Origin of the sequence: Nocardia sp. BMG51109 (genome assembly GCF_000526215.1) — a bacterium.
GTDB lineage: Bacteria > Actinomycetota > Actinomycetes > Mycobacteriales > Mycobacteriaceae > Nocardia.
This window is the reverse complement of the sequence record NZ_JAFQ01000004.1, coordinates 3,696,769-3,722,204: the sequence shown is the minus strand read 5'-3', so window position 1 is coordinate 3,722,204 and position 25,436 is coordinate 3,696,769. Positions and strand designations below refer to the sequence as shown.

22 protein-coding genes are annotated in these 25,436 nt (G+C 69.0%); 13 read left to right on the top strand and 9 right to left on the bottom strand.

Annotation, left to right across the window (positions count from 1 at the left end; genetic code table 11):
* Nucleotides 1–20 precede the first annotated feature (20 nt).
* Nucleotides 21–851, bottom strand: coding sequence for an SAM-dependent methyltransferase (locus D892_RS0118450; RefSeq protein WP_024802669.1), 831 nt, complete (start codon nt 849–851; stop codon nt 21–23).
* Between the two features lie 4 nt (nt 852–855).
* Entirely contained in the window at nt 856–1,773 is a 918-nt protein-coding gene (locus D892_RS0118445) for a helix-turn-helix transcriptional regulator (protein ID WP_024802668.1), read from the bottom strand.
* A gap of 178 nt (nt 1,774–1,951) precedes the next feature.
* Here D892_RS0118445 and D892_RS0118440 point away from each other — a divergent pair, with 178 nt between their 5' ends.
* Together D892_RS0118440 and D892_RS0118435 are read left to right on the top strand one after the other, a co-directional pair.
* Nucleotides 1,952–2,185 (top strand): hypothetical protein, encoded by a 234-nt coding sequence (locus D892_RS0118440; protein WP_156959561.1) that lies wholly within the window; start codon nt 1,952–1,954, stop codon nt 2,183–2,185.
* A gap of 41 nt (nt 2,186–2,226) precedes the next feature.
* The gene (locus D892_RS0118435) at nt 2,227–3,045 is read left to right on the top strand and encodes an SAM-dependent methyltransferase (RefSeq protein ID WP_024802666.1); all 819 of its coding nucleotides are present in this window, start codon (nt 2,227–2,229) and stop codon (nt 3,043–3,045) included.
* A gap of 170 nt (nt 3,046–3,215) precedes the next feature.
* On the opposite strand, the gene D892_RS0118430 is transcribed toward D892_RS0118435, so the two are convergent.
* Entirely contained in the window at nt 3,216–4,109 is an 894-nt protein-coding gene (locus D892_RS0118430) for a hypothetical protein (protein WP_024802665.1), read from the bottom strand.
* 209 nt (nt 4,110–4,318) lie between these two features.
* Between D892_RS0118430 and D892_RS41460 the strand changes: the two genes are divergently transcribed.
* A complete protein-coding gene (locus D892_RS41460) occupies nt 4,319–4,582 on the top strand; it encodes a hypothetical protein (protein ID WP_024802664.1) in 264 nt (87 codons plus the stop codon).
* 82 nt (nt 4,583–4,664) lie between these two features.
* On the opposite strand, the gene D892_RS0118420 is transcribed toward D892_RS41460, so the two are convergent.
* A complete protein-coding gene (locus D892_RS0118420; RefSeq protein WP_024802663.1) occupies nt 4,665–5,069 on the bottom strand; it encodes a hypothetical protein in 405 nt (134 codons plus the stop codon).
* A 266-nt stretch (nt 5,070–5,335) separates the two neighbouring features.
* Here D892_RS0118420 and D892_RS0118415 point away from each other — a divergent pair, with 266 nt between their 5' ends.
* The 6 genes from D892_RS0118415 (at nt 5,336) to D892_RS0118390 (ending at nt 13,207) form a co-directional block, all read left to right on the top strand.
* Nucleotides 5,336–6,811 (top strand): hypothetical protein, encoded by a 1,476-nt coding sequence (locus D892_RS0118415; protein ID WP_024802662.1) that lies wholly within the window; start codon nt 5,336–5,338, stop codon nt 6,809–6,811.
* Nucleotides 6,808–7,242, top strand: coding sequence for a FixH family protein (locus tag D892_RS0118410; RefSeq protein WP_063629962.1), 435 nt, complete (start codon nt 6,808–6,810; stop codon nt 7,240–7,242). The genes D892_RS0118415 and D892_RS0118410 overlap by 4 nt, the downstream gene beginning before the upstream one ends.
* A gap of 72 nt (nt 7,243–7,314) precedes the next feature.
* Complete coding sequence (locus tag D892_RS0118405; protein ID WP_024802660.1) at nt 7,315–8,430, top strand: hypothetical protein; 1,116 nt, start codon at nt 7,315–7,317, stop codon at nt 8,428–8,430.
* Complete coding sequence (locus D892_RS0118400; protein WP_024802659.1) at nt 8,427–9,005, top strand: hypothetical protein; 579 nt, start codon at nt 8,427–8,429, stop codon at nt 9,003–9,005. Before D892_RS0118405 ends, D892_RS0118400 begins: the two co-directional genes overlap by 4 nt.
* A 460-nt stretch (nt 9,006–9,465) precedes the next feature.
* Entirely contained in the window at nt 9,466–11,277 is a 1,812-nt protein-coding gene (locus D892_RS0118395) for a BCCT family transporter (RefSeq protein ID WP_084161116.1), read from the top strand.
* A gap of 196 nt (nt 11,278–11,473) precedes the next feature.
* Entirely contained in the window at nt 11,474–13,207 is a 1,734-nt protein-coding gene (locus D892_RS0118390; protein WP_024802657.1) for a thiamine pyrophosphate-dependent enzyme, read from the top strand.
* A gap of 38 nt (nt 13,208–13,245) precedes the next feature.
* Here D892_RS0118390 and D892_RS0118385 read toward each other — a convergent pair whose 3' ends face one another.
* Complete coding sequence (locus D892_RS0118385; RefSeq protein WP_024802656.1) at nt 13,246–14,079, bottom strand: SAM-dependent methyltransferase; 834 nt, start codon at nt 14,077–14,079, stop codon at nt 13,246–13,248.
* A gap of 154 nt (nt 14,080–14,233) precedes the next feature.
* Here D892_RS0118385 and D892_RS0118380 point away from each other — a divergent pair, with 154 nt between their 5' ends.
* The 3 genes from D892_RS0118380 to D892_RS0118370 all read left to right on the top strand — a co-directional run bounded on the left by D892_RS0118380 (nt 14,234) and on the right by D892_RS0118370 (nt 18,054).
* Nucleotides 14,234–15,850: a DUF885 domain-containing protein gene (locus D892_RS0118380; RefSeq protein WP_024802655.1), complete on the top strand. Its 1,617-nt coding sequence runs from the start codon at nt 14,234–14,236 to the stop codon at nt 15,848–15,850.
* Between the two features lie 170 nt (nt 15,851–16,020).
* The gene (locus tag D892_RS48600; RefSeq protein WP_232236109.1) at nt 16,021–16,746 is read left to right on the top strand and encodes a transglycosylase SLT domain-containing protein; all 726 of its coding nucleotides are present in this window, start codon (nt 16,021–16,023) and stop codon (nt 16,744–16,746) included.
* Between the two features lie 189 nt (nt 16,747–16,935).
* Nucleotides 16,936–18,054, top strand: a complete 1,119-nt coding sequence (locus tag D892_RS0118370) for a DUF475 domain-containing protein (RefSeq protein WP_024802653.1) — start codon at nt 16,936–16,938, stop codon at nt 18,052–18,054.
* Here D892_RS0118370 and D892_RS0118365 read toward each other — a convergent pair.
* Nucleotides 18,035–18,547, bottom strand: a complete 513-nt coding sequence (locus tag D892_RS0118365; RefSeq protein WP_024802652.1) for a DUF664 domain-containing protein — start codon at nt 18,545–18,547, stop codon at nt 18,035–18,037. The genes D892_RS0118370 and D892_RS0118365 overlap by 20 nt on opposite strands.
* A gap of 118 nt (nt 18,548–18,665) precedes the next feature.
* Here D892_RS0118365 and lipB point away from each other — a divergent pair, with 118 nt between their 5' ends.
* On the top strand, nt 18,666–19,301 hold the full coding sequence (lipB, locus tag D892_RS0118360; RefSeq protein ID WP_036567209.1) for a lipoyl(octanoyl) transferase LipB: 636 nt from the start codon (nt 18,666–18,668) through the stop codon (nt 19,299–19,301).
* 386 nt (nt 19,302–19,687) lie between these two features.
* Here lipB and D892_RS0118355 read toward each other — a convergent pair whose 3' ends face one another.
* The 3 genes from D892_RS0118355 to D892_RS0118345 all read right to left on the bottom strand — a co-directional run bounded on the left by D892_RS0118355 (nt 19,688) and on the right by D892_RS0118345 (nt 24,990).
* Nucleotides 19,688–22,243 carry an MFS transporter gene (locus D892_RS0118355; RefSeq protein WP_024802650.1) on the bottom strand — a complete coding sequence of 852 codons (2,556 nt, stop codon included), beginning with the start codon at nt 22,241–22,243 and terminating at the stop codon, nt 19,688–19,690.
* Between the two features lie 234 nt (nt 22,244–22,477).
* A complete protein-coding gene (locus tag D892_RS0118350; RefSeq protein WP_024802649.1) occupies nt 22,478–23,317 on the bottom strand; it encodes a DUF72 domain-containing protein in 840 nt (279 codons plus the stop codon).
* Between the two features lie 173 nt (nt 23,318–23,490).
* On the bottom strand, nt 23,491–24,990 hold the full coding sequence (locus D892_RS0118345) for a hypothetical protein (RefSeq protein ID WP_024802648.1): 1,500 nt from the start codon (nt 24,988–24,990) through the stop codon (nt 23,491–23,493).
* Nucleotides 24,991–25,436 lie beyond the last annotated feature (446 nt).

Sequence of the window (25,436 nt, the reverse complement as noted above, 5' to 3'; positions counted from 1 at the left end):
CCGCCGCAGGGGCGGCCGGTTCAGGGCTTCCGGCCGATACCCGCCCAGTACCAGGCACTGTGCGGATCGCCGACGGCGGTGGGGCCGTCGGCGAGGTCGGGACGCCAGCTGGCGACGGGCACGATGCCCGGCTCGATCAGTTCGGTGCCGCCGAACAGGGTGCCGATCTCGGCGTGGCTGCGGGGTACGAACGCGATACCGGAGGCCTCGGCGGCCGCCGCGGCGGCGGCCATGGCCTCCGGATCGAAATCGGCCGTGGGATGGGTGAGGACGAGATAACTGCCGGACGGCACGGCGTCCAGCAGGGTGGCGACGACATCGCCCGGACGATCGGCGTCGCGGAAATACATCATGATCGCGACGAGCATGATGCCGACGGGCCGGTTCAGGTCGAGCGTCTCGACGAGCGCGGGATGGTCGAGAATGCCGCGCGGATCGTGCAGATCGGCGGGGATGAAGCGGGTGCTGCCGGTGGGCGTCCCGGTCATCAGCGCGCGGGCGTGCGCGAGCACGATCGGATCCTTGTCGACGTAGACCACGCGCGCACCCGGATCCAGGCGCTGGGCGACCTCGTGGGTGTTGCCGGCGGTCGGGATGCCCGTCCCGATGTCGAGGAACTGGGTGATCCCGGCATCGGACACCAGGTAGCGGACCGAGCGGGCGAGGAAGTCCCGGTTGGCGCGGGCCATCGTCTTGATCGTCGGGACGTGGGCGGCGACGGCATCGCCGAGCGCGCGGTCGGCGGGATAGTTGTCCTTACCGCCGAGCCAGTAGTCGTAGACGCGCGCCTCGTGGGCGATCGAGGTGTCGATCTCGATCTCCGGTGCGCCGGAATCCTGGTCGTCGATCATCAGCCTATCCAGTGGTCGGAATGGTCGGTCCGGCAACGATGGCCGCGGAGATCAGGTCGCGGGTCCGGCCGGGCGGGGCGGCGTGCACGCACAGCCTGTCCCAGATGCCATGGTAGGCGTCCAATTCGCCGCGCCGGTCCAGAAATTGGGCGCCGGTGGCGTGGTGCAGGTGCACGATGTCGCTCAGGTCCGGTGCGTCGAATCGGAGCAGGGTGAACGGGACCGCGCAGATGGCGGGCCCGCCGATGTGGTCGGGCACGATCTGCACGGTGGCGCCGGTCCGCTCGGCGACCTCGGCGACGTGGTCGAGCTGGTCGCGCCAGACCTCGAGCCCGCCGAACGGGCGGCGCAGCACCGCCTCCTCGATCGCCAGCCACACCTTCGGCCCGTCCGGGCGGCGCAGCAGCCGCTGCCGCCGCATCAGCAGTTCGACCCGGCGCTGCACGTCACCGGTCGGACCCGGCCTGGTGATCGTGGACACCGCGTGCGCGTACGCCGCGGTCTGCAACAGTTCGGGAATCACGCCCGGCGCATACGAACGGACCGCCGAGGCCGCATCCTCCAGCGCCAGGTAGGTGTCCATCCGCTGCGCGGCGAAATCGTCGTCGACCTGCCAGCGCACGCTGGCATTGGCGCGTTCGGCCAGGAGCAGGAATCCGGACCGGACATCCTCGTCCTCGACGCCGTAGAGGCTCAGCAGATCGTCGATATCGATCGCCCGGAACCCGACCCGGCCGGCCTCGAGGCGGCTGATCTTCGAATGGGAGGCACGGATCGCCCGGCCGGCCTCCTGCCCGCTGATCCCCGCGGCCTCGCGCAATTTTCGCAGCCGCGCGCCCAGCACCATGCGCAGCAGTGCGGGATCGGCGTCCGGACCGTCTCCGTCCGCCGCATCCGCACGGCCGGCAGTGCTCTCGATCACGGGTCCCTCCCGTCAGAGGCTGTGGTCACGCGTCATCGAGTGTGCCACAACATTTTCGGCGGCACCTCCGATGTCCGTGCCCGCGCCGCCGCCGATTGTGCACGTGCTGCTGCACGTGCATTCGGACGGTAGACTCGACGGGCACACCATCGGACCACGTCTCGTCAGGGGGACACCCGTGACCGATGCCATGAAGATCACCATGGACACCGCCGCGGACATGCATGCCGTCGCGACACCCGCGCCCTCGTATGCGAGCCGCATCGGAATACTCGACGTCACAAGGGAATACGGCATCAACGCCGTCTACGAGCGGATCGCGCAGCTGCGGGCGGCCGGGCAGCACCACGCCGCGCTGGCGATCGAACAGGAACTCTCCCGCCTCGGCGCGGCCTATCCGGACACGGCGTAATTCCTTGCGCGGGAGGCGAGTCCCGCAGGTAGCATGAGCCGATGACCGACGATCGCGCGGCTGTCGAGGGCGCGGCTGCCGAGGGCATCGATATCGAGACGCCCCAGGCCGCCCGCATCTGGAACTACTGGATGGGCGGTAGCGACAACTACCCGTCGGACCGCGCGGCCGGCGATGCGGTGGCCGAGGTCTATCCCGATATCGTGCGGATGGCCAAGCTGTCGCGGGAGTTCCTGGTCCAGGTGGTCGGCCATCTGGCCGGTGCGGCCGGAGTCCGGCAGTTCGTCGACGTGGGCACCGGCTTGCCCACGATGCAGAACACCCACGAGGTGGCCCAGCAGATCGCGCCCGAGTCCCGCATCGTCTACGTCGACAACGACCCGCTGGTCCTGGCGCACGCGCGCGCGTTGCTGACCAACACGAGCCCGGAGGGCATGACGACCTACGTGCACGCCGACTACCACGATCCCGACCGCATCCTCGACGAGGCCGCGAAGATCCTGGATTTCGACCGTCCGATAGCGGTGCTGTTCATGGGCGTGCTCGGCTACGAGCCGGATGCCGAGGTCGTCTCCGATATCGTCGCGCGCATGCTGCGCCCGTTGGCCCCGGGCAGCTACCTGGTGCTGTGGGACGGCACGAACACGGGCGACGCGGTGGTGGCCGGCGGCGAGAAGCTGATCGAATCGGGCGGCGTGCCGTACGTGCTGCGCAGCCCGCAGCAGCTGGGCGCGTGGTTCGACGGTCTGGAGATGGTGGAGCCCGGGCTGGTCCCGATCACCGACTGGCGCCCGCTGAAACACCGGATCGGCACGACCGACCTCCTCGACGCCTACGGCGCCGTCGCCCGCAAGCCTTAGCACCGGCCCACGAGCCCTAACACCAGCCCACGAGCCCTGGCACCGGCCGCGAACCGTAGCGCCCGCCCGGGATACCGCAGCGGCCCCACGGCACGTCCGACGATGTCGGCCCGCACGCCGCGCGACGGCAGCCCGTAAGGCACAGTGCCGCAGCGGCATTCCTGCCCGGCTTACTCGTCCACTGCCAACAGCTCGCCGCCCATGCTCTCGACGAACCGCCGGAACCGTCCGGTGGGGTAGATCGACACGTGATCGTCGTCGCCGCTGGTGGTGGCGGCCAGATCGAGCTGGCCGTCACGCCACCAGTACACCCACGGATTGATCGGCCCGGGCTCCTCGGCGTACGCCGTGACGGCCACCTGCGCGAGCGCCGTCACGGCCGAGACGACCTCTGCGCCGGCCACCGGGTAGGCGTAAACGGACTGTTGCGACGGCATGGTCAGCACCGCACCGCCGGGACCGACGACCGCGTACTCGCCGAGCCAGCGGACGTGCGCGGTCAGGTAGTCCGGACCGGTCAGCATCGACATCGGCGGCAGATCCTCGGCCACGGGCTCGCCGGACTCGTCGCGGTGCACGGTCACCCCGGCCGCGGCGCGGACATTGTGCTCGGCGAGGGCGAACAGCTCGAATTCGCCGATCCGCCACTGCCGCAGCAGATCGTAGGTGACGGGGGCGACGGTATCCCCCCGGTCGATCAGGATCCGCTGGATGATCCCCGGCGCGACGATCCGCCGCACCACATCCACGCCCGCGGATTCGGTGGAGTACAGCCTGGTCCGCAGCAACCCCCGCACGGTGGCGAAATCGATGCGGCCGCGCGGGGTTTCCCGCTCGCGCGCGCCCGCGACCGCGCGATGGTCGATATGGGCGGCGACCAGCGCGGGCCACTGATGTTCGGGTCGATCCGCCGCCTGCTGCCGCACGACCCCGAGCGGGACGGTGAAAGTCGTTGCTCCGGACAGGGTTACCACGTCGCGATCGGTCAGATGGCAGGCGTATCCGCGGTTGTTGGCGACGGCACGCACGATGGACAGCAACCGATCGTGATGTGCGACAGACATTGGCTGCCGGTCCCCTTTCGTGACTCGAAAGTTCGTTTGTGGCCGAAGGCGGTTCGATATGTGGCCGAGAGCCACGACTAGAACGGATCGCACCCGGCCGGGGTTCCCGGCGATCATGAACCCGTGTCGGCCCGGCCGGTGTTTCGACCTACGCGGTGCGGGTAGCGCGGGGATACGACCGTTGGCTCACGACAGGAGGGAGCAGGGCGATGACCCAGGCCACCGACACCCAGGCCACCGACACCCAGGCCACCGAAACGGGCGAGATCACCGGCACCATGGACAAGGATTACAACCTGATCCGGTTCACCGAGGCGTGCCTGAACAACGCGCTGAAGATGCAGACCTACGCGGCCGACGCCGACCGCGCGGGAGACACCGAACTGGCCGAATTCTTCCGTCGCGCGCAGGGCGAGAGCCGCAAGGGCGCCCAGCAGGGCAAGGACCTGCTGCGCCGCCGCCTGACGCAGTAGTAGCCCCCACAGACTGCGCCGGGCGCGCGGACAGTCCCCACAACACCGCCGCCCGCGTCGACCCGGCGCACCCCTTCGAACCTCAGCGCTCGGTGGGTTCCACCCACCGGCGTAAGGCGTCGATGGTGTTTTCAGGTGCGGTGTTGAAGCAGAAGCGGATTCCCGGAGCAAGGTCGGTGAGTGTGTTGACCAGGCACTCGAACAGGAGAGTGTGTTCGGGAGCCATGCGAACGCCTGCGCCGATCATGGCGACTCGGAAAGTCCGGCCCGTGACGCATTCGCGCACCTTCGTCTCGGCGGCCTCGGGATCGGCCGGAAGCCGGCAGGTAACGATGTCGAATCCGGCGTCGCGCAGTGCGGCTTCGCCCGCTTCGATACGCGCGGTGAGTGTCGCCTCATCCAACTGCGGGTACCGGCTGTAGTCCACGGCGCTGGGGTGCAATCCGACCGACAGCACGGTCGAGGTGTACGCGTTCCGGTGTTCCATCGGTCCTCCCGGTTTCGATCACGATCGTGCCAGTAACGGGGGACCACCGCCATCGCGACAGCATTGAACTGCACTGCGGGACTGTTCCTTGTCGTCGGAGTCCGGTTGACCGGTGGCTGTCCTGTCGGCAGGGCCGGTGAAACGCCGTGCGCGGCACGGCATAATCGATGTGGTGCACCGGCCGCCGAGATCTTGTTCCGCTCTTGACCTTCGGGTTTCGTGTGTGCAGCGGTGTACGCGGGCAACGACTTCGAGACGTCGCTGATATGTGGGGGCTGCGCCGGGCGGCGGTCGTGGTTGTCGTGTGCGTGCTCGCGGCGCTGGCCGGGGGTCCTGCGGCGATGGCCGACGGCGCGGCGTCCGGCGGTGATATCTCGGTGGCGCAGTCGCTCGGCGATCGGGAGCTGACCGTGATCGTGCGCCGGGCACAGCCGGTGCCCGGTCCGTTGCGGGTCGACATCGTCACCCATGCCGGATCCGCGCCGGGCACACTGACTCTCGGCGCGACACCGGCCGACCGCGCGGGCGCCGGCTCGTCCACCACCGTCGATCTCGGTGATCGCGCCGGGCCCCATCCGGCAACCTTGCGGGTGGACCACGCGGGCCCCTGGGAATTGACCGTCGCCGACGGCGAGCGCACGGCGCGGATCCCGTTCCTGGTGGCGGCGCAGGTCGTCACGCCGTGGGAACGCGCCGCGTACGGCGGTTTCTTCGCCGCGGGTGCGCTGTTGCTGATCTCGGTCGGCACGGCGCTGATCTCCCGGCGCGGCTGGGTCACGCTGCTGCCGGCGGGCGCGATGGTGGCGGCGCTGGCGGTCGGCATCACCGGTGCCACGCTGTCGTCGAGCGCGCCGCCGCCGCGGCCGGCGGGCAGCCTGCTAGACCCCACCTCCGCCACGGCCGGCGATCCCTATCCGGAACGCGACCTTCCGGCCATCACGAATTACTCGCGGCCACCGGCCAATCTGACCCTGCGGACCCCGGGCGGCGCCCGGCCCGGCGGCCCCGCCGAACTGAACCTGACGCTGACCGACAGCGCCACCGGCCGCCCTGTCGACGACCTGCTGATCACCGACGACGCGCTGATGCACCTCATGATCGTCGGACCGTCCGGGCAGTTCTGGCATGTCCATCCGATCCGGACGGCTCCCGGCGCGTTCCAGGTTCGGCTCGCGCTCCCCGAACCCGGCGATTACGCCGTCGCCGCGGAGGTCTCGCGCCGCGGCGGCGGGCTGCAACTGCTGCGGTCGGCGCTGCATGTCCCGGGAGGTCCGGCCGAGCCTCCGCCCCGCGCACCGATTCCCACCACGCCGCCCACATCGTCCGTATCGGAGCACCCCGGTACGACACCGCCGTCGAGCGAACTCTCGCTGAGGACAACCGATCCGATCGCGGGCAGCCCCAGCACCCTCACCGTCCGCTTCGGCGGCCCCGCCGATCTGCAACTCTGGCTGGGCATGCTCGGCCACCTCATCGCCGTCGGCCCGCTCCCCGAATCGGCGCCGGCGGGAACCGCCGCCACCGCCGCTCCCGTCTGGGCACACGCCCACGCCATGGCACCGATGCCGGCCCCGGGCACCCAGCCGCCCGACGAAACCGTCGCCGCCTACGGCCCGGACGTCTCGTTCACCTACACCTTCCCGCTCCCCGGCCGCTACCTGGTCTGGGCCCAGGCCGAACGCGACTACTCGATCCGCACGGTGCCGGCGATTCTGGACGTGAAAGCAGGTGCGCCGCAATGATCGGACGTCACTTCTCGTGCGGCGGTGCCGCGGTGAACCGGCGGGCCGCGCTCGGTGCCGCGGCGGTCGCGGTGGTGGTCGCCGGATCGGCAACGTGGTTCTGGTGGCCCGGCGGTGACGGCGAGGTGCAGCGAATTCCCGCGGGGCCCTATCTGGTTCGGCTGGACGGCTCGGTGCGCTCCGGCGCCGATACCGTCGAATTCGACATCACCGACCGGCAGGCCGCGCCCGCGTCGCCGACCCGGGTGCTGGTGGAGCCCGCGATGCCGCAGATGGGTCATGCCGTACCGCCCGCCACGGCCGAGGCGATCGGGCCGGGCCGCTATCGCGCCGCGCTGGATCTGCCGATGTCCGGGCAGTGGGAGATCACCGTGCGGTTGTCCGGCCCGTCCGGCGACGGCACCGCCACCTTCTCCGTCCGGGCCGCCTGACCACGAAGCACGCCGGAACACGAAGCACGCCGGAACACGAAGCACCTCGATGAGGAACCAGGAGCAGCCACCATGGATCTGACCGCCTCCCTACCGGGCACCGCCGCCCCGCCGGCCGCCCGCGCCACCGGCATCCGGCCCTGGCTGCCCGCCTCGATCCTGTTCGCCGCCACCATCATCTGGGCGGTCGGCTCCACTTGGGATATCCAATGGCACGCCGACGTCGGCCCGGACACCTTCTTCACGGTGCCGCACCTGTTCATCTACGCCAGCGCCGCCATCGCCGGAATCACCGGTCTCGCAGTGGTTCTCGCCACCACAGCGGCCGGGTGCGGCGGCCGCCCGGCCGACCCCGAACTCGGCGGACCGGGCATCGGCGTCTTCGGCCGGACCTTCACCGCCCCGCTCGGTTATCTGATCACCTGCCTCGGCGCGGCATCATTCCTGCTCTACGGCCTGTGGGATCTGTGGTGGCACAGCCTCTACGGCTTCGACGCGGTCATCGACTCGCCACCGCACATCGGGCTGTTCCTGTCCAGCACGGTCACCTCGGTGGGCACCGTGATCGTGTTCGCCGCCGCCCGCCACCGGCTGTGGGGCCGGCTCGGCACGCTGGCGAGCCTCGGGCACCTGGTGGTGTCGAGCGTGATCACCGCGCTGGCCGTGCAGCAGCTGTCCGCCGGCACCGTCCGGTGGACCACGGCGGTCACCGCATTCATCGTGGTGCTCCTGATCCTCGCCGGCGCCGGATTCCTGCGCTGGGGAGCGACGATCGTGGCCGTCTCGGCGGCCGTACTCCAGGCGGTGTTCTGGTGGTTCGCCCCGTGGGCGGCCCACGCCTACGCCGATGCGGTGGGACTGCCGATGCGCGAGAACGAGCAGTTCATCCCGGTCACGCCGACCCTGATTCCGCTGTGCCTGGTCCCCGTCGCGGTGATCGCCGATCTCGTCCTGCTGCGGGCGCAACGCACCGGATGGCTGGTGCCCACCCTGGCCGGCGGTCTCGGCGGGCTGATCATCGCCGTCTGCGCGCCCTGGCAGCGGGTGATGGTCTACGACTCGCTGCTGCCGGGCGTCGCGGTGATCGTCGCCACCGCCGTCGCCGGTGGCGTACTCGGTTGTCTCGGCGGCTTTCTCGGCCGGCGGTTCGGCGCCGTGCTGCGCCTGGCGGCGGAGGATCGCGCATGATCACCAGACTGTTGTCGGCGGCCACCGCGCTGCTCGTCGCGTTCGGCCTGACCATGATCCCGGCCGGCACCGCCGCCGCCTACGAACCGGTGAACATCGTGCACACCGAGCGCGTCCAGGCGGGGCCGTACGCGATCACCGTCGGATTCAGCACCTGGCCGCTGCGGGCCATGCAGTCGCTGGACTTCACCTTCATTCCCGACGGCGGTATCGAGGGCAGGTCCGGCACGCTGACCCCGATCGAACCGGACGGCCGCGCCTACCGTCCCACACCGCTGTCCCGGCATCCCCGCAAGCGCGACGTCTGGGGCCTGGACGTCACCTCCCTGGAAAAAGAGGGGAATTGGACCTTCCGGTTCGAAATCGACGGCCCCCAGGGACACGGCACCGGTGAACTGCGCAACCTCGCCGTGCTCCAGCAACCCGGCCCGCCACTCGGAATCAGCTGGGCGATAAGCACTGTCCCGCTGCTCGGCCTGGTGATCTTCCTGGCCTACGTCTGGCGGCGCACCCGGCGCGGCATCGGCGAATCCGCTCCGCCGGCGCCGCGACTCGTCGAAACCGATGCCGTATGAGAGGCCGTCCGCATTCCGCCTCTGGGCGCCCCACTGGTTTCACCGGCTTGACATGCTTGTTCCGCTCCCCCGGCATGCTTTCGGCCCGGTTCCTACGGCCGGGTAATATGCCGAATTTCACGCGCCTTACCCAGAATCCGAGTGCGCGAAACCCCCGGCACGACAACACGGCGGGACAAATTTTCCCGGCCCGAATCGCGAGTTGTCCACGGGATAACCATCCAGCTGGAAACGATTGCGCATATCACGGTCACCACTGGTAGACCGCGCATTCGGCGAGATCGGACGCACCGCGACCAGAGTTAGCCACGGCGCGATCGAACCAGCGTAGCCCCTCCGGGTACCCGGCCGAGTAGGCGGTACCCGCTGCGCCACCGCATGGGACGCTGTACGGTTGCTCAAACTAGTAATGGGGGCTTCAAGCAGCCTGCGCCCATACTCTGAAAGGAACTCGGATCTGATGTCGATAGACACCGACCGCATATCCGACGGATCAGATGACAGCGTCGAGAATCCGACCGCAGAGTCGCATCGCAATCGCGGCTTGGATCGGCTGGTATTCGGCGTCACCGCGATCGGCTCGTTGGCTTTTGTCGCCTGGGGCATCTTCGATCAGGCGGGCCTCGGGTCCGCGTCGTCGAATGCGCAATCCTGGGTCATTACCAATACCGGTTGGCTATTCGTCCTGATCGCGTCTGCTTTTGTCGTCTATGTCATCTGGCTGGCGGCCAGCCGGTACGGCAAGATCCCGCTCGGCGACGACGACGAGGGACCCGAGTTCAAAACCGTGTCCTGGATCGCGATGATGTTCAGCGCCGGCATGGGCATCGGCCTGATGTTCTGGGGCGTCGCCGAACCGCTGACGTACTTCGTGAAGCCGCCGCCGGGCACCGCCGACCCGGAGACCGACCAGGCGATCGAGGCGGCGATGGCGCAGACGCTGTTCCACTGGACGCTGCACCCGTGGGCCATCTACGCCGTGGCCGGCCTGGCCATCGCCTACGGCACCTTCCGCAAGGGCCGCTCACAGCTGATCTCGTCGGTGTTCCGCCCGATCATGGGCCGACGGTCCGAGGGGCTGGCCGGCCGCGCGATCGACATGATGGCGATCTGGGCGACCCTGTTCGGCTCGGCCGCCTCGCTGGGCCTGGGTGCGCTGCAGATCGGCGCGGGCATGGAGTTCAACGGCTGGGTCGATTCGATCGGCAAGGTCGGCTTGGTCTCGATCATCACGGCGCTGACCATCGCGTTCATCTTCTCCGCGATCTCGGGCATCGACCGCGGTATCCAGTGGCTGTCGAACATCAACATGGTGCTGGCCCTGATCATCGCGATCTTCGTCTTCGTGCTGGGCCCGACGCTGTTCATGCTCAACCTGCTGCCGACCACGTTCGGCGACTACATCGACAAGCTGCCCGCGATGGCCTCGCGCACCGCGGCGATCGGCGGCGACGCCGAGAAGAGCTGGCTGTCGCAGTGGACGATCTTCTACTGGGCGTGGTGGATCTCGTGGACCCCGTTCGTCGGCATGTTCATCGCGCGGATCAGCCGCGGGCGCACCATCCGCCAGTTCGTCACCGGCGTGCTGCTGGTGCCCAGCCTGGTGAGCCTGGTGTGGTTCGTGATCTTCGGTGGCGCGGCCATCTTCCAGCAGCGCGAGAGCCACGATCTGACCGAACCGGGCGGATCCGTCGATTCCAACTTCGCGCTGTTCCATCTGCTCGATGAATATCCGATCCCTTCGATCACCGCCGCGCTGGTGATGGTGCTGGTCGCGATCTTCTTCGTCTCCGGCGCCGACGCCGCCTCCATCGTGATGGGCACGCTGTCGGAGAAGGGCAGCCTGGAACCGTCCAAGGTGACGGTGACCTTCTGGGGCGCCGCCACCGGCGCGGTCGCCGCCATCATGCTGGTCATCGCCGACGCGAACGAACTCGACGGGGCCTTGAACGGTCTCCAGGCCCTCACGACAGTGGTATCACTACCGTTCGCCATCGTGATGGGCCTGATGTGTGTGGCGCTGTACAAGGACGTGTCCCAGGACCCGATCATCCTGCGCGAGAAACACGGCGCGCTGCTGATCGAGAATGCCGTGCTGGCCGGTACCGAACAGCACGACAGCGAGTTCGGCCTGGTCACCGAGCCGGTCGAGACGGAGGAGGTATCGGAGGGCGACAAGGACTCCGATACCAAGGACCCCGACGCCGAGGACTCCGACGAGGTGAAGGTGCCCGAGGACGGTAAGAAGCCGGACCCGACGACGACCGGTTAGCCGCCGCTTCCGCGAGTTCTGCCCCCGCCGCACCCGATGCGGCGGGGGCAGTTCTGTGTCCGCGTAGCTCGCATTCCGATAACAGTCGCCGCCGCCGGCCCGCCCAACCGGTAGCATCCCGACCAATCGGTCTGTATCGACTGCCTCTGCACCACCGCGTGATCCACACCGCAAGCACTCACGAGGGAGAGCGGCAATGGCGAAGAACGTCGCGGACGGTTTGTGGGAAATGCTCGCTTCGGCCGGGGTGCGGCGCTGCTACGGCATCGTCGGCGACGCGCTGAACCCGGTGATCGATGCGATGCGTCGCAACGGCTCCATCGACTTCGTCCACGTGCGACACGAGGAGTTCGGGGTGTTCGCCGCCGTCGCCGAGGCATGCCTGACCGGGCGGCCGGTCGCGGTGTGCGGCACCGCCGGCCCCGGCGTGGCGCACCTGATCAACGGCCTGCTCGACGCCCGCAAGGAGGGCGCCCCGGTGATCGCGATCGCCGGGGACAGCGAAACCGTTGTGCTGGACAGCGATACGGTCGAGGAGCTGAACCCCTACAAGTTCTTCGACACCGCGGCGCACTACATCGGCCGGATCGGCAATCCGGCGCAGCTGCACCACGTCGTCGGCAGCGCGATCACGGTCGCGCTCGCCGAACACGGCCCGACCGTCATCTCGCTCCCCGGCGATGTGGCCGCACAGGACGCACCGAATATCGCTCTGCGCGTTCCGATTCCATGCACCAAGATCGGTCCGGCCGCGCCCGCCGAGGTCGCCGCCACGGCCGACCTGATCAACGCCGCGGGAAATATCGCGATCTTCGGCGGCGACGGATGCGCGGACGCGGGACCGCAGGTTCGCGCGCTCGCCGCGAAACTGCAAGCCCCCGTGGGCTATTCGATGAAGGGCAAGCAGTGGCTGGAGTACGAGAACCCGAACGCGGTCGGGATGACCGGCTTGGTCGGCTACGGCGGCTGCTGGGAGGCGGTGAACAAGTGCGACGTGCTGCTCATGCTGGGCACCGACTTCCCGTTCGCCAACTTCCTGCCGCAGTCGAAGGTCAAGGTGGTCCAGATCGACCGCACGGCACGACATCTGGGCCGCCGGGTCCCGCTCGAGCTCGGCCTCGTGGGTGATGTCGGCGCCACCGTCGACGCGCTGCTGCCGCTGGTGGAACCGAAGAGCGACGACCATTTCCTGCACAAGTGCGTCGAACACACCGACCGCTTCCGCAGGCAGATGCAGCATTACGTCACCAAGGGCCCGGATATGACGCCGATCCGGCCGGAGTACCTGGCCACCATCCTGGACGAGGAGGCCGACGACGACGCCCTGTTCTTCGTCGACACCGGCACCGCGGTGATCTGGGCCTCGCGCTACATCACCTACGGGCCGAACCGGCGCATGTTCGGGTCGTTCTCGTGGGCGTCGATGGCGAACGCCTCGCCCAACGCCTTCGGCGCGCAACTGGCCTTCCCCGACCGCCAGACCATCGCGCTGTGCGGCGACGGCGGTTTCACCATGCTCGGCCTCGGGGACCTGCTCACCGAGGTGGAGCGCAGGACGCCGGTCGTGCACATCGTGCTGAACAACAGCATGCTCGACTTCGTCAATATCGAACAGCAGGAGGCCGGCCTCATCCCCTACGGCACCGGCTTCCGGAACCCGAACTTCGCCCGGGTCGCGGAAGCCCTGGGCGCCACCGGGATTCGGGTCGAACAGCCCAACGAGATCCGGGCCGCCCTGCGCGCCGCGCTGAATCACCGGGACGGCCCGTTCGTGCTGGACGTGCTGGTCGACAAGTACGCGCTGGCGATTCCGGGCCACGTCCCCGCCGAAACCGCCGCCGGCTTCACGCTCAGCCTCGCCAAGCAGACCCTCAGCGGCCACTTCGACGAGGTCCTGGAGACCGCGAAGCATAACGTCCGGCTCCTGTAGCAGCTACCGAAACCGCTGCGGCGGAACGGAACCGGAATCTACGGCTTACGGCCGACGCCGCCCACGATGCAGTGACGCACCGGGGACAGCGGCGCCAGCCGCGGCCCGTCCGGCCACCAGTCGTCGCACAGCACCAGGCCCGGCTCGACCAGCTCGAGGGTGCCGAACATCGCCCGGATCTCCGCGTGTGTGCGGAACCGCCCGCTGCCCATCGGGCTGTGTACGAACTTCTCCTCCATCTGCCGGGCCAGCTCGCTGGACTCGGGCGTCTCCGGATCGCAGAAATGAGCAATGGCGAGATAGGACCCCGACGGCATCGCATCGATATAGGTCTGCAGCAGCGCCGCACCGTCGTCGCCCAGATAGTGGTGCATCGTGCCGATATGGAAAATCGCCAGCGGCCGGCCGAAATCCAGCTCGCTGCGCACCACCGGATTCGCGAGCACGTCCAGTGGCCGGAAGATGTCGCCGGTGACGATGCTGGTATCCGGATTCTCCTCCAGCAGCGCCCGCGCATGCGCCAGCACCATCGGGTCGTTGTCGACATAGACCACCCGCGCCGCAGGCCGGACGCGCTGCACCACCTGGTGGGTGTTCTCCGCCGTCGGCAGGCCCGAGCCCAGGTCCAGGTACTGATCGATACCCGCCTGGCCGGCCAGGAAGCGGCAGATCCGGATGAGGAAATCCCGGTTGGCCCAGGCCAGGTCGTTCACCTGCGGGGCCACGGCGCGCACCTGTTCGAGAACCGTGCGGTCGACCTCGAAATTGTCCTTGCCGTTGAGGGCCGCGTCGTAGACGCGGGCGATGCTGGCGCGGGTGGTGTCCACCCCGACCGGCGCCACGCTCGGATAAGCGGCAGAAGGCTGGGCCATCGTTACTCCCTGACATCGTCCGGGTCGTTTCCGACACCGAGTTTCTCGCATTCGCGCGGATTTCGTATCGGTACCGGATATTTCGGAGGGCAAGTGCTCGATCGAATCCTGCCGGACCGAAGACGATCATGCCACGCCGGGTACCGTGGCGCGCATGTCGGAGACCTTCGTGCACCGAGCGGAACGGATCGTCGACGCCGTCCTGCGGGCGGACCCGGCCGTCGCGGCGGCGGTCGGCGATCACCGCGCCGACGATCGCCTGCCGGACTGGTCCGAGGACGCGGTGCGGGCGCAGACGGCGATGCTGCGGGAGGCGTCGCACACGCTGGCCGAGGTGGACGAGCTGGAGCTGCCGCCGGAGGATCGCATCGACCACGCGCTGCTGCAACAGGCGGCCGACGCGGAGCTGTTCGCGCTCACCGAGCTGCGCGAACACGAATGGAATCCGTTGCTGCACAATCCCGGACCGCTGCTCTACAACCTGCTCGAGCGGCCGTTCGCGCCGCCCGACCGGCGACTGGAACTGCTCGCCGCCCGGCTCGAGGCCCTGCCCGACGCGCTGGCCACCGCGCGCACGGTCCTGCGGGAGTGCCCGCGCATCCACGTCGAGACCGCGATCGGGCAGTTCGGCGGCGTCGCCGGGCTGATCCGCGACCAGGTCCCGAGGCTGGCCGAGCAGGTGCCGGGCGCCGATATCGGCCCGGCCGCCGCGGCCGCCTCGGCGGCGCTGAGCGAATTCACCGGCTGGCTCACCCATCGCCTCGAGCACTCCGCCCGGGACCCGCGGCTGGGCCGGCGGCTGTGGGAGGCCAAGCTGTGGCACACCCTCGACACCGAGCTGAGCGCCGCCGACCTGCTCGACCGCGCGCACCGTCACCTGGACCTGGTATCCGACGAAATACGCTCGGCCGCAGGCGAACTACTCGGCGTGGCCGACCCGGACGACGACACCGTCCGCACCGCACTGGCCAAGTTGTCGGCCGACCGCCCCGACGACGACACCGTCGTCTCGGTCGCCGAGACGGCGCTGGCCGATGCCGAATCCTTCACCCGCGCACACGATCTGGTCACGCCCGTCGACGATGCCCTGGTCGTGCTGGAAATGCCGGAATTCGCGCGGGGTGTCGCCGTCGCCTACTGCGATTCCGTGGGACCGCTCGAAACCAGTGATCTGCCAACCCTTTACGCCATTTCCCCGGCACCGGCGGACTGGCCGACCGAGCGGGTGGCGTCATTCTATCGCGAATACAACAATCACATGCTGTGCAATCTCGCCGTGCACGAGGCGATGCCGGGGCACTTCCTGCAACTGGCGCACGCGCGGCGGTTCCGCGGTTCGACGGCGGCGCGCGGGCTGTGCGCCAGCGGCACCTTCATCGAGGGCTGGGCCTGCTACGCGGAACGGCTGATGGCCGACCACGGTTTCGGTGGCGTGCCGGTGCGCCTGCAGCGGCTGAAGTCGCTGCTGCGCACGACCATCAACGCGATTCTGGATCAGGGCGTGCACTGCGACGGGCTGAGCGAGTCCGAGGCGATGGATCTGATGCTGCACCGCGGCTTCCAGGAGGAGGGCGAGGCGGCCGGCAAGTGGCGGCGTGCGCAGCTGAGCTCGACCCAGCTGTCCACCTATTTCGTGGGCTACACGGAGATGTCGGCGATCGCCGATGCCCGCCCTGCCGCCGTATCGCTGCGCGGGTGGCACGATGCCATGCTGGCCCACGGATCACCCTCGCCGCGGCACCTGCGGACACTACTCGGCATGGACATGTGACCTGAACCACAGACACGCCGGGGAACCTCTCCGCCCCTATCGATAACTAATGGTTTGCTCTTATTCGCACCATCGGCCTTTCGGGATTCGCATGCCGACGCGGAAGGAGCGTGCTCGCGATGCCGCAGCCGAGATCGCGCACTATGCGCTTGGCCCGTACGGCCATTGTCGTGGTTCTGGCAACGGGCGCCCTGACGGTTTGCGCCGCCGTCGCCGCCGCGGAGGATGCGGCGGCCTACGACGACCCGGTCTCCAGAGCCGCCGCCTGCACGGCACCGACCCGCACCGCCGGCACGGCTCTGGCCGACACCGCTCCGGCCGGTCCGGACGATGCGGTCCCCGGCCCGGCCGAGAACGATGCCGCGGCCGCCGAGCCCGCCGCGGCACCGGCCGGTCCGGACGGCTGGGCCCATTCCCTCGGCGACCAGCCCCTCAGCGACCAGCCCCTCGGCGACCACGCCCTCGACTCGGACGAGGCCGCCGACCGAGTGAAGGCGCAGGCCGCCCGGGCCCGGGACGCGGATACCTGCCTCGGACGCACGCAGGCGGGCTCGGCGCTGGTTCCCGACCTGGTCGGCATCGGTCTGGGCGTGGTGCTGCCGGCCTTCCGGCTCGCCCCGCAGACCATGGCCCGCTTCATCGTTCCACCGCACCAGTTCTCGTCCTTCGACAACGTCATCACCCGGGAGAGCAGCTGGAACGTCTTCGCCGTGAACCCGACGTCGGGCGCCTACGGGCTGGGCCAGGCACTTCCGGCACACAAGATGAGCACCGCCGGTCCGGACTGGTGCTGTAATCCGGTGACCCAGATCCGCTGGACCTACGACTACATGAACAAACGCTATGGCGGGCCGGACGGTGCGTGGGCGTTCTGGCAAGCCCACGGCTGGTACTGAGACCCACGGCTGGTACGAAGGAATGTATGGGGTTCCGGATAGGCTCACCCGATCTCACAATCTGTACCGATTGTCGTTTCTTCCATTTGGCTGCAACAATCGAGTGAGGGTTGCGGGCACTCTGGCTGCCGCTGCCCGTGGAGATCCACAAGACCCCCGCGGGTTCGGTCTACTGCGAAAGGCATCGGCATGTTCGTGCGTGTGTTCGCCCTGTCATTCATAGTTACCGCGCTCTCCCTGGTTGCCGCACTGATCTACGGCGGCCCGGAAGCCCTGCTCCTCGCGGTAATCCTCGGCATCCTCGAGGTGTCGCTGTCGTTCGACAACGCGGTGGTCAACGCCAGCGTGTTGCAGCGCATGAGCGTGTTCTGGCAACGGATGTTCCTCACCATCGGCGTGATCATCGCGGTGTTCGGCATGCGGCTGGTGTTCCCGCTGGTCATCGTCGCGATCACCGCCCACCTCGATCCGCTGAACGCCTTCGAGCTGGCCCTGAATCCCCCGCCCGACGGCGCGGCCTACTTCGCCGACGGACGACCGAGCTACGAGACGCTGCTGAACGAGGCCAATCCGAAGATCGCGGCATTCGGCGGGATGTTCCTGCTGATGCTGTTCCTCGACTTCGTCTGCAACAGCCGCGAATTCACCTGGCTGACCTGGCTGGAGCGGCCGCTGGCGCGGCTGGGCCGGTTCCCGATGTTCCCCACCGTCGTGTCGCTGCTGGCGCTCGTGGTGGCCGCGGGCTTCATCACCGCCGACAACAAGGCCGACGTGGTGATGGTCGCCGGTGTGCTGGGCATCGTCACCTACATCCTGGTCAACGGACTGAGCGAGGCGCTGGACGGCGAACACGAGGCGGAACGCAGCGGACCGGGCCCGCTGGTCGTCGCGACCGGAAAGGCCGGATTCTTCGGCTTCCTCTACCTCGAGGTATTGGACGCGTCGTTCTCCTTCGACGGTGTCATCGGAGCGTTCGCGATCACCGCCGACCCGATCATCATCGCCCTCGGGCTCGGCCTGATCGGGTCGATGTTCGTCCGCTCGATCACCGTGTTCCTGGTCCGGCACGGCACCCTGTCGGAGTACGTCTACCTCGAGCACGGCGCGCACTGGGCCATCGGCGCCCTGGCCGCCGTCCTGCTCTACTCCACCGGCCACCACCTCAACGAGATCGTCACCGGCCTGCTCGGCGTCACGATCATCGGGGCGGCGTTCATCAGCAGCATCGTGCACAACCGGCGCCATCGAAGCCGCGACGACGCGTCACAGGAGCACGACCTGACGGCCGCTACCTCGTCCGCTGGATGACGCCGCGCAGGTACGCGGCCTGACCGGCATGCTGTAGATCGTCACCGATCACGCTGACGAGCCGGACGCCGAGCGTCACCGGCGGCGTCCAGAAGGTGTCGACGACGCGATCCAGATCCGCGTCGGTGAGGCCGCGGAGGTAGTGCAGCGTCTGCTCGTGCACCGCGTCGTAGTAGCCGGTCAGCAGGTCGGCCGGGGCCTGAATGCGCGCGACGTCGGCGGGACCGTCGCCGTAGCCCGTGGCGTCCTTGCCGATCGGTAGCGCGAAACGGTCATACCAGCCCTGCGCGGTCCACACCTGTTCGGTGCCCGCCACATCCGCGACGTGATCGTCCTGCACCCGGGTCAGATGCCAGATCAGCCACGCAATCGAGTTCGCCCCCGGATCAATGCGGTAGGTCAGCGCCTGCTCGTCCAGGCCGTCGGCCGCCTCGTGCACCACCTCCCGGATCCGTTCGTATGCGTCGACCAGCACATCGGCGCTTGTCGCCACCTCTCCCCTCCTTCCTGGCGAAGCCGGCTCATTTCCCCTGGGACCGTCGAGTCCGACCGTACTCCGAGGCTCCGACAGGGAGGCGTTTCCCGGCTCCGAGCGGCGGTATCGTCGGAGCATGAGGTCCAGGCCGCTGACGTTGATCCAGGACGAGCTCGTCGACTACGACAAGGCGATGGAGCGCATGGCCGACATGGTGGACCAGCGCCACCGCGGCGAACGCCCGGACTCGCTGTGGCTGCTCAGCCATCCCCAGGTCTACACGATCGGCCGGCGCACCCCGCGCGAGCATCTGCCCGATCCGGCCCACCACATCCCGGTCGTCGAGACCACCCGCGGCGGCCAGCTCACCTACCACGGCCCCGGTCAGCTCGTCGGCTACCTGATCGTCCGGTTACAGCCGGGCGAGGGCGTGGTCGACTACATCCGCGAAGTCGAGTACCGCCTGATCGACGCGCTCGGCACGCTGGGCGTCGCCGCCGAGCGCCGCGACACACCGCCCGGCTCCGAACTTCTCACCGGCGTGTGGACCGCCGCGACCGGCCGCAAGATCGTCTCCATCGGCATGCGCCAGAGCCGCGGCATCACCAGCCACGGCTTCGCCCTGAACGTCGACGGCGATCTCGAGCCCTGGCGGTGGGCCGTGGCCTGCGGCCTCCCCGAGGTCGACATGACCTCGGTCGGCCGCGAAACCGGTTCCGCGACAATGGATCATGTCCGCCAGGTGGTAGCTACCACCTTCGAAGCAACCTAGCGAACCGCCGCCCCGGCCCCGGCGCCCGTCAACTCGCCAACCCCGCACTCCGCCATCCCGACATCCCGGCAACCGCACCCCGGCACCCCGCCGTCCCAGCACCCCGGCACCCCGGCATCCCGGCAACCCAGCACCCCGACAACCCGCCATCCCGGCACCCCGACAACCCGGCACCCCGACAACCCGGCAACCCGGCAACCCGCCATCCCGGCACGCTCTTGGCCGGGATCCACAGTGCCCAATGAGCCCGGTTGGATTCCGGACAAAGCACGCCGGAATGACGGCGGGCCCCGGAGGTCGGATCGACCTCAACGACGGTGGATGGCCGGAGGCCGAATGAGCACAGGACCGCCGGTCGGCCGTACACCGCAGGCCGGCGATCCGGCTCAAGCCAGATCCTGCGACTCCTCGTATCCCAGGCGCACGTCGTGGGTGAGTTCACCGCGGTCCACGACCACCCGGCTGGTCGACGGCGGGTAGCCGCGCGCCACCACCGTGTACTCGCCCTGCGGGAGGTCGCTGACCACGTACTGGCCGTTGGCGTCGGTGCGGGTGGAGGCGACCGGGTCGCCGTGTGCGTCGAGCACCAGGACCTGCGCGTCCGGGACCGCATGCCCGTCGGCCCAGGCCAGCCCGGCCACCACGCCCGTGGATCCGAGTTCGATGTCGTGGCGCAGCCGGCCGCTGTCGGGCACGGTCAATGTCGTTGCGGCGGGCCGCATGTGGTCGGTGACGGCGACCAGCGTGTAGCCGCCCGGCACCACCCCGTGACAGACGTAGCGGCCCTGGGTGTCGGTCACCGCCGATCCGACCACCTCACCCTGCGAATCGGTCAGTGTCACGGTCACCCCGGGTAGCGGGTCGCCGTGCCCCGTGCGCACCACGCCCACCACCTCACCGGTGCCCAGCAGCGTGATGTCCAGCGCCTGCGGCCATTCCCCGACGATGACGTTCACGGCGGACGGCTGGTATCCGTTCGCCGCGACGATGAGCACGTAGCCACCCGGACTCGGTGCGTCGATGCGGTAGCTCCCGTCGCCTCCGCCGGTGGCCCGCGAAACCTGGTGTCCGCGTTGATCGATCAGCGTCAGCGCGGCATCGCCGACGGGATGGCCGTCCTCGCGATGGATGCGGCCGTCGAGCGAATGTGCCGCGCTCGCACCGGATTCGGCCGACAGCAGCACCGCCGTCGCCGACGCGGATGCGCCGCCGGCGGTTTCGACCAAGGCACCGGAGCGCCGCTCCGTCGTCGCCGGGCCGCCCGCACCGACCAGCACCGGTTCCGGCTCGGCGAGTGCCGGCGCGGACTCCCATGCCGCCATCTCGTCCCACGGGTCGGTCGCGCTCGGCTCGGCCGCCCTATCCGAAGGATCCTGCAGCGGAATCTCTTTCACGAACATCAGCACCAGGCAGGCCAGCAGCGAGATGCCCGCGCCGACATAGAACACGCCGCTCAGCGAGTCGGTGAAGCCGGTCAGGATCGGCTCCTTCACCTCGGCCGGCAGGGCGGCGATACCGCTCGTGTTGCTTTGCAACTCGGTCATCGCGCCGGTGTCGAAGCCGGGCGGCAGCTGCCCGCCGAACGCATCGACGATGCGATGCGGCAGCAGGTTGAACAGGATGGTCAGGAACACCGTGACGCCGAGCGTGCCGCCCATCTGCCGGAAGAACGTCGCGGCGGCCGTGGACACGCCCATATCCGAGCGCGGGCACGCGGCCTGCGCCGCGATGATGAGCGTCTGCATGCATCCGCCGAGCCCGACCCCGATCACCCCGCTGTAGACCATCGGCTGCCACAGTGGGCTGTCGAACTGCACCTGCGCGAACAGCGCGGCCCCGACGGCGATGACGAATGTGCCCACCACCGGCAGGATCTTGTAGCGCCCCGTGGCCTTCGTGATCGCCCCGGCGATCCAGGAGCCGACCATGATGCCGATCACCAAGGGCAGCATCATCAGTCCGGACTCGGTCGGCGAATACTCGCGCACCACCTGCAAATACAGCGGCACCATCGAGATCGCCCCGAACATCGCGATGCCGACGATGAACCCGCCGATGATCGTGAGGGAGAACGTCGAACTCCGGAACAGCCGCAACGGAATCAGCGCCGCGTCCTTCATCAGGAACTCGACGGCGAGGAACAGCAACAGCCCGAGCACGCCGACGCCGTAGCACAGCAGCGCCCGATCCGACTGCCAGCCCCACACGCGCCCCTGTTCGGCCACCAGCAGCACCGGCACCACACAGACCGCCAGCATGATCGCGCCGAACCAGTCGACCCGATATCGCTGCCGTTGGTGCGGAACGTTCAGCACCTTCGCGACCACCAGCAGGGCGAGCACCCCGATCGGCACGTTCACCAGGAACACCCAGCGCCAGCCCTCCAGCGCCCACAGCTGGTCGTAATCGGAAAAGAAGCCGCCCAGCACCGGGCCCAGCACCGTCGAGATGCCGAACACCATCATGAAATAGCCCTGGTAGCGCACCTGCTGCCGCGGCGGCACGATATCGCCGATGATGGTCATCGCCAGCGACATCAGGCCGCCGGCGCCGAGCCCCTGGAATGCGCGGAAGGCCGCCAGCTGCGGCATCGACTGGGCGAAGGTGCAAGCCGCCGAGCCGATCACGAACAGGCCGATCGCGATCAGGTAGAACGGCTTGCGGCCGTAGATGTCGGCCAGCTTGCCGTAGAGCGGGGTGCTGATCGTGGCGGTGATCAGGTACGCCGTTGTCGCCCATGCCTGTTGGTCGAACCCGTGCAGGCTGTTGGCGATCCGCACGATCGCCACGGTCACGATGTTCTGGTCCAGCGCGGCCAGGAACAGGCCCAGCAGCAGGCCGGACATGATGGTGAGGATCTGCCGGTGCGACAGTGACGCGCCCGCAGCGTCCGCTTCGGTGTCCGGCCGCCCGGCCGGTTCCCGGGTGGTCGAAGTGGTCATGTTCAAGCCCTGATTCGGTTCGGCCGATCGTGAATAGATGACTTTTTCGATACTGCAGTCGAGCCGGTGGAGCAGAGTGAGTCGTCCTCCGGCGCGGGATCCGGCGCACGGCGTCTCGGGATCCCCTTCTCCCACACCAGCAGACGTGTTTAGCACACTTAACTAGTTGCCCGAGCCAACTATACAGATGGCTCCTTCGCGCGCCGCAAGGCCTCGGCGCGCCCGTACCCGGCCTCAGAACAACGTCATCGGCCCTGTTGGCGCGGGTTCCGGCAGCGGTTCGAGCTCGGGTATCCGCGCGCGGACCTCCGTATGGAAGCGACGCGCCAATAGTAGTGATTCGGAGTTGTCGGGCGTATGGATGAAAACGGTCGGCGACCGGCCCTCACGCAGCCATCCGGCCACGACGTCCAGCCAGGGCCGCCAGCCCGCCACCGTGGCCTCGTTGTCGTCGCGGCCGTGGTAGCGCAGGATCGGGAATTCGGTCAGGGCGCGGACGCGGCGCGGCACGCGCGGCTTCTTGGCCCACGCCTCGCGCTCCCCCGGACTGGTCGGCCGGCTCGCGAACAGGGTGGTGGTGTCGAACGGCAGCCACTCGGCGCCCACCCGCCCCAGCACGTACTCCAACCGCGCCGCCGTCCGCTCGTCGTCGAAGAAGGCGGGGTGGCGCACCTCGACGGCGCACCGATGGTGCTCGGGCAGCTGCCGCAGCAGCTCGGCCAGGGCACCGAGATCGGTGGGCCCGAACGACGCCGGCAGCTGCACCCACAGCGCGTGGATGCGCGGCCCGAGCGGCTCCACGGCGGAAAGGAATTCGCGCAGCGGCTGCTCGGCGCCGGACGTCCGGCGTTCGTGGGTAACGGTTTTCGGCAGCTTCACCACGAACCGGAACTCGGGTGCGGTCTGCGCGGCCCACGACCGGACCGTCTCCGGCTTGGGCGTCGCGTAGAAAGTGGTGTTGCCCTCCACCGCATTACACCACTGGGCATACGACCGCAGCCGTTCCCGCGGATTCGGCTGCCGATCCGCCCAGGCCGAGTGCGTCCACTGCGCACACCCCACGTGAAGCCGCATACCCGTCGACGTTAGTCGCTACCGCCCGGCCACCCGTCGCCGCGGCGGGCCGTCGCACGTCCGGTCCCGGACGAAACCCGCGCCGGCACATCTGTCGTGGCCTCTGCCGACGCCGCAGGAGGTCCCGCCCGCGCGCCGGCCCGGCCGGGCGATGGGCGCACCCGGCCGGCGAGTCAGCTCCGCTCCCGCTGGAAGAACAGGACGTGATCGCCGTAGTCGACCAGCGGCCGGGCCTGCCCGGCCTGCCGAATTCCGCTGGCGGGCAGGTGGGTCAGCTTGGTGAACATCGGCGTGTTGCCGAAGGCCGAGCGCACCTGCGTCTCCGAGGCGTAGTCGGCGCCGTAGTCGGCGAGGGCGGCGAAGTTCAGCGGGGACAGCGGAGCCGCGATCGGCGGCTGACCGGCGGGGCGGCCGAGGGCGGCGTACTGGGTGGCGGCGCCGTCGAGGTACCAGCACAATTCGTAGGACACGTCCTCGGTGGTGTTGACCGCGAGCACCGGCCAGCGCTGCGAAAGGTGCAGTGCCAGTGGATGTCCGCCGACCGGCGTGAGCTCCCAGTGCAGGCTCATCACCGCGATCCAGCTGCCGCCGCACCGTTCGATCAGCACCACGTCGTCGCCCAGCCGGGGATCCAGGTTGAGTTCGGGATCGGGGATGTGCCAATGAGTTTCGTGCACGCCATGGAATACGGTGCTGTCGGTGAGCCGGGCGCCGTCGGCCTCGTAGGCCGCGATCACCGCGGAGCGCACCTGCGCGATCGCGTCGGGGCTGGCGCAGCGCACGCTCAGCGCGCCGAACGAGGTGCCGATCTCCACCGGCCTGGACGGCGGGTCGGCCAGCGCGCCCGGGGCGAGCGGCTTGAGCCCGACCAGGCCCAGCTTCCAGTTGATCTCCTCGATCGTGCTCAGGTCGCCGGAGGTTTGGTACAGGATCTGCTGCTGGGTCAGATAGCCCGCCCGCTCCAGCGTCGGGCATTCCAGCTTGACCAGCGCGGCGCGGGTCTTGCTGGTGAAGTCGACGTCCTCGATGCGGATATCGCGCAGCCGGCTCGCCATCGCCGTGCTGGTCCAGGACGAGTACCGCTCGCGGTACATCGCCAGCGCCTGCTTGCGCGGGCGGCCGATCATCAGCGTGCGCAGCAACATGTTCAGGCTGACCAGGTAGCGGCCCGCCTGCTCCGGGTCGGTCGCGAACAGCCCGGCGCGGATGTGCACCGCCTCCGAGCTGGCGGCCACGGCCGAGTCGGGGTCCAGCCGGCACAGCCACACGCCGCACTTGGACAGCCCGTCGGCGCAGACCCCGGCGGCCGTCGGATAACGCTGCGCCACCAGGCGGTACGCCTCGCACGCCTGGCGTATGGTCGAGGTCGCCAGTTCCCGGTGCCCGATGGTGCGCGCGGCCTGCTCGAACAGCCGCAGCGCCTCCTGCACCTGCCCGGCGAACTGCGCGGTCACGTGCCCCTCGGTGAGCCAGCGCAGCCGGATCAGCACGGCCTCCTGGGCAGGCTCCAGCGCCGCCGCCGTGCGGTCGCGCCCCTGCTCCTTGGTGGCCAGGAACGCCTTGGCCAGTTCACACAGCGACGTGGCGAGCCGGAGGTCGGCCTCGGACGTTCGTTCGGCGGCGGCAGTCCTTCTGTCCTCGGACACCTGCAGCTCGATGGCGCTCAACTCCATCGCATTCTCAACTCCCGCATCACCTTCCACACACGGTCGTCGATCGGCCGCATCTGCCGTGGAGAGTGTGCCACATATCCCCGCCGACCGGCGGCCGGATGGTGCGGACAGGGGGCGGACATCACCCCGGCCGAGGTCGACAAATGGTTAGCGACCGACCGGTCGGGGTTCCGGAATCCGTGGACGGAGACGATGATCCGAGACAGCCCGGTCCGGGGGTGGCGCACATGAGGCATAGACACATACAAGACCGGCCGGTCGCAATTCTCACAGAGCCGGGCCGGAACGATTGCGGCGGCAGCACCGCCGATTCGACGTACACCGGACGAACTCGATCCGGTTTCACCACGGTCGTCCACCACCGGCGCCGAGCCCGTCGACCCACCCCCTGCCATGCCACCCCCGGAGTGCGAGCGACGCCGGTTTCCACGGCAGCAGCCCAGTTA

Coding starts and splice junctions, on each gene's coding strand:
- D892_RS0118450 (WP_024802669.1), bottom strand. CDS start 851: ATGATCGACGACCAGGATTCCGGCGCACCGGAGATCGAGATCGACACC.
- D892_RS0118435 (WP_024802666.1), top strand. CDS start 2,227: ATGACCGACGATCGCGCGGCTGTCGAGGGCGCGGCTGCCGAGGGCATC.
- D892_RS0118430 (WP_024802665.1), bottom strand. CDS start 4,109: ATGTCTGTCGCACATCACGATCGGTTGCTGTCCATCGTGCGTGCCGTC.
- D892_RS41460 (WP_024802664.1), top strand. CDS start 4,319: ATGACCCAGGCCACCGACACCCAGGCCACCGACACCCAGGCCACCGAA.
- D892_RS0118420 (WP_024802663.1), bottom strand. CDS start 5,069: ATGGAACACCGGAACGCGTACACCTCGACCGTGCTGTCGGTCGGATTG.
- D892_RS0118415 (WP_024802662.1), top strand. CDS start 5,336: ATGTGGGGGCTGCGCCGGGCGGCGGTCGTGGTTGTCGTGTGCGTGCTC.
- D892_RS0118410 (WP_063629962.1), top strand. CDS start 6,808: ATGATCGGACGTCACTTCTCGTGCGGCGGTGCCGCGGTGAACCGGCGG.
- D892_RS0118405 (WP_024802660.1), top strand. CDS start 7,315: ATGGATCTGACCGCCTCCCTACCGGGCACCGCCGCCCCGCCGGCCGCC.
- D892_RS0118400 (WP_024802659.1), top strand. CDS start 8,427: ATGATCACCAGACTGTTGTCGGCGGCCACCGCGCTGCTCGTCGCGTTC.
- D892_RS0118395 (WP_084161116.1), top strand. CDS start 9,466: ATGTCGATAGACACCGACCGCATATCCGACGGATCAGATGACAGCGTC.
- D892_RS0118390 (WP_024802657.1), top strand. CDS start 11,474: ATGGCGAAGAACGTCGCGGACGGTTTGTGGGAAATGCTCGCTTCGGCC.
- D892_RS0118385 (WP_024802656.1), bottom strand. CDS start 14,079: ATGGCCCAGCCTTCTGCCGCTTATCCGAGCGTGGCGCCGGTCGGGGTG.
- D892_RS0118380 (WP_024802655.1), top strand. CDS start 14,234: ATGTCGGAGACCTTCGTGCACCGAGCGGAACGGATCGTCGACGCCGTC.
- D892_RS0118370 (WP_024802653.1), top strand. CDS start 16,936: ATGTTCGTGCGTGTGTTCGCCCTGTCATTCATAGTTACCGCGCTCTCC.
- lipB (WP_036567209.1), top strand. CDS start 18,666: ATGAGGTCCAGGCCGCTGACGTTGATCCAGGACGAGCTCGTCGACTAC.
- D892_RS0118355 (WP_024802650.1), bottom strand. CDS start 22,243: ATGACCACTTCGACCACCCGGGAACCGGCCGGGCGGCCGGACACCGAA.
- D892_RS0118350 (WP_024802649.1), bottom strand. CDS start 23,317: ATGCGGCTTCACGTGGGGTGTGCGCAGTGGACGCACTCGGCCTGGGCG.
- D892_RS0118345 (WP_024802648.1), bottom strand. CDS start 24,990: ATGGAGTTGAGCGCCATCGAGCTGCAGGTGTCCGAGGACAGAAGGACT.